The 6,454-nt window shown below is 60.3% G+C and carries 6 protein-coding genes; 3 read left to right on the top strand and 3 right to left on the bottom strand.

The window, feature by feature from the left end; translation table 11 throughout:
• The first annotated feature begins 154 nt into the window (after positions 1–154).
• Positions 155–2,212: a TonB-dependent receptor gene (locus tag QHC67_RS09440; RefSeq protein ID WP_319293651.1), complete on the top strand. Its 2,058-nt coding sequence runs from the start codon at positions 155–157 to the stop codon at positions 2,210–2,212.
• A gap of 119 nt (positions 2,213–2,331) precedes the next feature.
• On the opposite strand, the gene mtgA is transcribed toward QHC67_RS09440, so the two are convergent.
• The 3 genes from mtgA to QHC67_RS09425 all read right to left on the bottom strand — a co-directional run bounded on the left by mtgA (position 2,332) and on the right by QHC67_RS09425 (position 5,231).
• Positions 2,332–2,979, bottom strand: a complete 648-nt coding sequence (mtgA, locus tag QHC67_RS09435) for a monofunctional biosynthetic peptidoglycan transglycosylase (protein WP_319293661.1) — start codon at positions 2,977–2,979, stop codon at positions 2,332–2,334.
• A gap of 326 nt (positions 2,980–3,305) precedes the next feature.
• Positions 3,306–4,211 (bottom strand): RNA polymerase sigma factor RpoH, encoded by a 906-nt coding sequence (gene rpoH / locus QHC67_RS09430; protein WP_319293649.1) that lies wholly within the window; start codon positions 4,209–4,211, stop codon positions 3,306–3,308.
• 60 nt (positions 4,212–4,271) lie between these two features.
• Positions 4,272–5,231 (bottom strand): RluA family pseudouridine synthase, encoded by a 960-nt coding sequence (locus QHC67_RS09425; protein ID WP_319293659.1) that lies wholly within the window; start codon positions 5,229–5,231, stop codon positions 4,272–4,274.
• A 16-nt stretch (positions 5,232–5,247) separates the two neighbouring features.
• Between QHC67_RS09425 and QHC67_RS09420 the strand changes: the two genes are divergently transcribed.
• Both QHC67_RS09420 and QHC67_RS09415 read left to right on the top strand, forming a co-directional pair.
• Positions 5,248–5,655 carry a M67 family metallopeptidase gene (locus QHC67_RS09420; protein WP_319293647.1) on the top strand — a complete coding sequence of 136 codons (408 nt, stop codon included), beginning with the start codon at positions 5,248–5,250 and terminating at the stop codon, positions 5,653–5,655.
• 111 nt (positions 5,656–5,766) lie between these two features.
• Positions 5,767–6,435 carry a histidine phosphotransferase family protein gene (locus tag QHC67_RS09415; RefSeq protein ID WP_319293645.1) on the top strand — a complete coding sequence of 223 codons (669 nt, stop codon included), beginning with the start codon at positions 5,767–5,769 and terminating at the stop codon, positions 6,433–6,435.
• Positions 6,436–6,454: the final 19 nt, after the last annotated feature.

Here is a 6,454-nt window from a genome sequence, read left to right as displayed (position 1 = left end):
CGGCATCAGCCCACTCGCGTTCGAAGCCAAGGTGGCATAATGAGATAGGTGACCGGCACAAAACCGTTACAAGTCCATTCCGCTTAACGACACCGGCGGCTATGCACTCTATTCCAACCAGCAGTTCGATTCCGAGATCATCGATCAGGTCAACGTGAACCTTGGTTCCACCGATGTCGACAGCCCGACGGCAGCGGCGACGGGTTCGACGGTGAACTATCGCACGATCACGCCCTCTGATGATTTCGGCGTGAAGATGGTCGGCTCTTTGGGCGATTATAGCTACTTCCGTGCATTCGGCATGGTCAACACGGGCGTGTTTACCCCCTGGGGCACCAAGGCATTCTTCTCCGCCAGCAGCGCTGCAAACGACGCTGTCTATGGCGGTATCGGCAAGATCGACAAGCAACAATATAATGGCAAGGTCTATCAGCCGATCGGCAGCAATGGCGACTTCATCTCCCTTGCCGGCCACTATAACGAGAATCGCAATAACTTCTTCGGTTCATCCCCGCTTCGTGTCGACAGCAGCCGCGTTCCGGGCACAAGCAGCAGCAATCGTTTCCCGATCACAAGAGGGGAACGGGATTTCCAGATTGCCCGTTGCAGCATTCCGGCCCCGGTGACGGGGGTTGCCGATGCCGCCAGCCTTTGCGGAGAACCCTTTGAATATCGCTACAATCCGTCGAATACCGGCAACGTCCGCATCAATTCGCGTTTCACGCTTGCCGATAACGTGGTCCTTACTGTCGATCCAAGCTATCAATATGTGAAGGCGAACGGCGGCGGCACGAGCATCGGCTCCGAAGGCACGACGCCCATCGGCGGCGTGGGTCAGGTCGGCTTCATTCAGGCTGGCTCAACCGCCACGCAATATTTCTTCGGCCGCGACGTCAACGGTGACGGCGATACGCTCGATTTGATCCGTGTCGCGTCGCCCAGCCAGACCCAGACACACCGCTATGGCGTGATCGCATCGCTGCGGTATGATCTGATTGAGGACAACACCCTGCGCGTCGCCTATAGCTACGATCGTGGTCGGCATCGTCAGACCGGCGAGGCAGGCTATCTTCGCACGGACGGTTTTGCCGTTGATCCGTTCCCCGTCAACGACCCCATCAGGGACCGTAACGGCGATGCGGTGCAGAAGCGCAATCGTCTGTCCTATGCGATCCTGCATCAGGTGTCGGGCGAATATCGCGGCGAATTTGGCCCGGTCACTCTCAACGTCGGTGTTCGCGCGCCCTTCTTCAAGCGCGACCTGAACAACTACTGCTTCACGGCGACCGCAGCGGGCAACCTTCGCTGCTTTGGCGATGGAAGCGCAGCCAATGGGGCCTATGCCACTGCAAACCCCGCAGTGCAGGGACCGCAGCGCCGCGTGTTCAAATATGACAAGATCCTGCCAAATGCGGGCTTCGTTGTTGATGCGACCAATGCCGTCAGCGTGTTCGGTAACTATTCGAAGGGGCTTCAGGTCCCCGGTACCGACAATCTGTATCAATCCTTCTTCTTCACGCGCGACAATGAGAACGCCAATCCGAAGCCGGAGACGACCGACAACTTCGACGTCGGCGTTCGGTATCGGACGAGCAGCCTCCAAGCGCAACTCTCCGGCTGGTACACGATCTATTCCGACCGTCTGGCCTCGGCCTATGATCGCGAACTGGATCAGACCATCTACCGGAACCTGGGTCGCGTGGATAAATATGGTATCGACGGCAGCGTATCCTACCAGCCGATCCCGGAAATCTCGCTCTATGCCTTCGGATCGTATCTGAAATCGAAGATCAAGGACAATGTCGAGCTTACGGCAACGAGCGTGGCTTTGACGAAGGGCAAGCGTGAGTCCGGGGCTCCCGTCTACACGTTCGGCGGCCGTGTTCAGGGCGACATCGAAGGGTTGCAGCTTGGCGTACAGGCCAAGCGTACTGGCCCGCGTTACGTCAACGATCAGAACCTGCCTGTCCTGCAATCGGGCGCTCAGGTCTATGGCGCAAAGGCACCTGCCTACACGCTGGTGGACATCGACGCTCGCTACTCGCTGGCGCGCTTTGGTGCGGAAGGGGTGGCCATCCAGCTCAACGTGACGAACGTGTTCGACAAGCTCTACGTTGGCGGTTTCGATGGCACGCTGTCGAACACCACGGTCAGCTTTGCCCAGATCGGCGCGCCACGCACCTTCATCGGGTCGCTGATCGTCGGATTCTGATCCGACTAGATTGCTGAATGACTAAGGGCGCGTCCTGCCAAGGCGCGCCCTTTTCCGTGGCTGTTGGAGATTTCCAACAGCTTCAAAATCCGTTTCAGTGCTCCACATTACATTCCGCTTTACCGCACACAGCTATCCAGCCCATCGCGCTGTACAACGCCGATCCGCGCCGCGATGCTGTTGCCATAGCGACGCGTAAAGCCCTTTGGCGCTACTGCGCCCCGCTTCTTCGGCAGCGGCAGGATCGCGGCGATGCGCGCGGCTTCGGTGCGAGTGAGGCGCGAGGCGTCGTGACGGAAATAGCGCATCGCCCCGGCATTCGCGCCATAGGTGCCTAGCCCGGTTTCGGCGACATTGAGATAGACTTCCATGATCCGCCGCTTGCCCCAGATCATCTCGACGAGCGCGGTGAACCATGCTTCCAGCCCCTTGCGCAGGAAGCCCCCGCCCTGCCAGAGGAAGACATTCTTCGCGACCTGCTGGCTGATCGTGGAGCCGCCGCGGATGCGTCCGCCGCTGGCATTGTGCCGCATCGCCTGCGCGATCGCGACGGCATCGAACCCGTGGTGCGCGCAGAACTTGCCGTCCTCCGCCGCAATGGCCGCACGCGCCATGTCCGGGTCCATCTCCGACAGGCTCATCCAGTCCTTGGTGAAGCCGCGCTGATCGAAGAGCATGGTCAATGTGACTGGCGGAGGCAGGAACCGGTAGAGGATGACCGGCCCCAGCGAAAGCAGCAGGAAGACCAGCACCAGCTTGAAAAGCATTCTTTTCCAGCGGAAGCCCTGACGGGATTTGGCGGCGCGACGAGCAGGGGCATTGTCGATCATGGCGGCAGCGTAGCGCGGGCTCGAAGACGGGTCATCTCCTTTGCGTATGAGCCAGCCATCTCCGTTCGAGCTGAGTAGAGACTGAGCGAAGTCGGAGGGCTCGTATCGACGCATTGCACCGGGATGGTCCTGCGATACGCCATTTCGACAAGCGCAACGGCTACTCAGGACGAACGGCTTTCTGCAGATCATCCTTGAGGCGTCCGACGAAAAAAAGGCGCCAACCTCTCGGTCAGCGCCCGTTCTTCAGTTCCGATCTGAGATCAGGCGGCGGAGAGCCGCAGCTTGTCTCCTGCGATCCGCATCATTGCCTTCTGGAGCTTCTCGAAGGCCCGCACCTCGATCTGGCGGACGCGTTCGCGCGACACGCCATAGACCTGGCTCAGATCTTCGAGCGTCTTGGGCTCTTCGGCCAGACGACGCTCGGCAAGAATGTGCTTCTCGCGATCGTTGAGGTCGCGCATCGCCTCCACCAGCATGCTGTGGCGAAGATCACGCTCCTGCGCATCGGCGACACGCTCGTCCTGCAGAGGATCGGTATCCTGCAACCAATCCTGCCACTGGCCTTCGCCATCCTCGCGCAAGGGGACGTTCAGCGACGTGTCGCCGCCCATCGCCATGCGACGGTTCATGCTCACAACATCGTCTTCCGACACGCCCAGCTTCGTCGCGATGTGCGTGACGTCCTCGGGCCTCAGATCGCCATCCTCGAACGCTTCGATATTGTTCTTCATCCGGCGAAGGTTGAAGAACAGCTTCTTCTGAGACGCGGTGGTGCCCATCTTCACGAGGCTCCACGAGCGCAGGATGAACTCCTGGATCGAGGCGCGAATCCACCACATTGCGTAAGTGGCGAGGCGGAAACCGCGCTCCGGCTCGAACTTCTTGACGCCCTGCATCAGACCGATATTGCCTTCGGAAATCAGCTCGCTGACAGGCAGACCGTAGCCGCGATATCCCATCGCGATTTTCGCCACAAGGCGAAGGTGCGAGGTCACGAGTTGCGCCGCTGCTTCCGGGTCCTGGTGCTCGGCATAACGCTTCGCAAGCATATATTCCTGCTCGGGAGCCAGGATCGGGAATTTACGGATCTCGCTCAGATAGCGATTGAGGCTGGCGTCGCCGCCCAGCGCCGGAATGGTCGCCGGTACATTGCTTCCTTTAGCCATGGTAACTTCCTTCCCTTCCGTGACCGGACCCTATGATAGGCATCGGGTCACAACTTGCATTCACAGTACGCGAAGCCGACTTAACAGTTCCTGCATATCCGGTGGAATATGGCTTTCGAACGACAAAGCCCGGCTCGTTACGGGATGAATAAACCCCAGCGTTCGCGCGTGCAATGCCTGTCGGTCGAAACTCAGCGTTTCCAGTAGCGATTTGAAATGTTTTTTTGACTTACTGTAAACGGGATCGCCGATGAGCGGGTGGCCGAGATGTGCCATATGCACCCTCACCTGATGGGTTCGGCCAGTTTCCAGCTTGCATTCGACCAGAGTGGCATCTCGCAAAGGCTCCAGCGTGCGGTAATGGGTAACGGCATGCTTGCCGCGCCCTTCCGGCTGCACCGCCATCTTCTTGCGGTCGCTGTCGGAGCGGCCTAGCCACTGCGATATTGTGCCGGCAGGGGGGAGGGGCCGTCCTGCGACTATTGCCGCATAGAGTCGCTCGATGCTGTGATCCTTGAACTGACGCGCCAATCCTTCATGTGCCTTGTCGGTTTTCGCCGCGACGAGCAGCCCCGAGGTATCCTTGTCGATCCTGTGGACGATGCCTGGGCGAGCGACGCCGCCGATGCCGGAAAGCTGTCCGGCGCAATGGTGGAGCAGAGCGTTGACCAGGGTACCGTCACCATTGCCTGCAGCGGGATGCACGACCATGCCCGCCGGTTTGTCGATAACGATCAGGTCGGCATCTTCATAGACGACCGTGAGGGCAATATCCTCCGCAATCGCATGAGCCTCTGTGGGGGGAGGTACATGGACACTGAACGCCTGCCCAAGCGCCACCTTCATCGACGGGTCGGCGGCTGCGCGTCCACCGGGGCCGCTGACGCGGCCTTCAAGGATCAGGGCTTTGATGCGCTCGCGCGAGAGATCCGGCAGCAAGGCAGCGAGCGCCTTGTCCAGCCGAGCCCCGGAGTGTTCCTCCGGGATCGTCGCGTCGATAGTGGAAACCCCCGAAAGCATTGCGTAGGATGTGGGTATGGCCGTGCGCATATCAAGACCATTGCTGGAGCGCATCATTTCACTGGCACGTGCGGAGCCGGAGCGGGAAGTCTGTGGACTCTTGCTGGGCGATCCGGAGGATATCAGTGACATCCAGATTGCGTCGAACGTTGCCGATGATCCGGCACGAAACTTTGAGATCGAACCTGCAACTCTCCTGCGCGCTCATCGCGAGGCCCGAATGGGTGGTCTCTCGATCATAGGCCATTATCATTCGCATCCCGGCGGCAGCAGCACCCCCTCGTCGGCCGATGCCGCCGAAGCCTTGGAGGATGATGTTCTCTGGCTGATCGTCGGAATTGACGATGCACGGCTCTGGCGTAGCGGGGCAGGCGGGCTGCATGGCCGCTTCACGCCCGAGCAGCTTGTCGCGGGCCGGCACTAAACCGCCTGCTTTGATAGCATCTTGGGTTGCATCGCGGAGAACCACCCGGCAAGAGAACCCGTGCCCGACTGAGGGGGCGTCCATCCTTTTCCGATCCGCTGGAAGTGCCGAATGACCGATCTGCCCACCGATCAGAGCCTCGAATTCGCTGCTTTGCTCTGCTCTCGCCTTTGCCACGATCTGTTGAGCCCTGTTGGTGCGCTCAATAACGGCCTCGAACTGATGGCTGATGAGACCGATCCGGAAATGCGCCAACGGTGCCTCGACCTGTTGGGCGATAGTGCACGCACATCGGCGAACAAGCTCAAGTTCTTCCGGTTGGCCTTCGGATCGGCGGGCGGCTATGGCGACAGCGTTCCGGCCAGCGAAGCACGCACGGCGATCGAAGGCATGCTCGCGGCCAGCGGACGCGTGAAACTCGGCTGGATGGTGGCCGAGGACAGTCTGCCCAAGCTCCCCGCCAAGATATTGCTCAACCTTGCGCTGATCGCCGGCGATGCGCTGGTGCGCGGCGGACAACTCGACATCGGCGCTGAGCAGCGCGCGGGCATCACCGAGATCGTCGTCCGTGCGGAAGGTCCCAAGGTCATCCTCGATACCGAATTGCGCGCAGCCCTCGGCGGGACCCTGGGTAACGATGGGCTTTCAGCGCGAACGGCTGCGGCCTGGATGGTCCGCACCCTCGTCACGCGTGTGGGGGGCGAGATCATGTTGTCGCAACCCGGTGATCCTGTTCTGCTTTTTGGCGCGAGCCTGCCCATGAGCGTCGCTGTTTCCTGAAGGCGATTTAACGCCGAAT

The sequence above is a fragment of the Sphingobium sp. genome, assembly GCF_033795625.1.
GTDB lineage: Bacteria > Pseudomonadota > Alphaproteobacteria > Sphingomonadales > Sphingomonadaceae > Sphingobium.
This window is presented reverse-complemented; position numbering and strand designations above follow the sequence as displayed.

Bases quoted from the DNA above. Each gene is read 5' to 3' on its own strand.
- mtgA (WP_319293661.1), bottom strand. From the start codon at position 2,979: ATGCTTTTCAAGCTGGTGCTGGTCTTCCTGCTGCTTTCGCTGGGGCCG.
- rpoH (WP_319293649.1), bottom strand. From the start codon at position 4,211: ATGGCTAAAGGAAGCAATGTACCGGCGACCATTCCGGCGCTGGGCGGC.
- QHC67_RS09425 (WP_319293659.1), bottom strand. From the start codon at position 5,231: ATGCTTTCGGGGGTTTCCACTATCGACGCGACGATCCCGGAGGAACAC.
- QHC67_RS09420 (WP_319293647.1), top strand. From the start codon at position 5,248: ATGGCCGTGCGCATATCAAGACCATTGCTGGAGCGCATCATTTCACTG.
- QHC67_RS09415 (WP_319293645.1), top strand. From the start codon at position 5,767: ATGACCGATCTGCCCACCGATCAGAGCCTCGAATTCGCTGCTTTGCTC.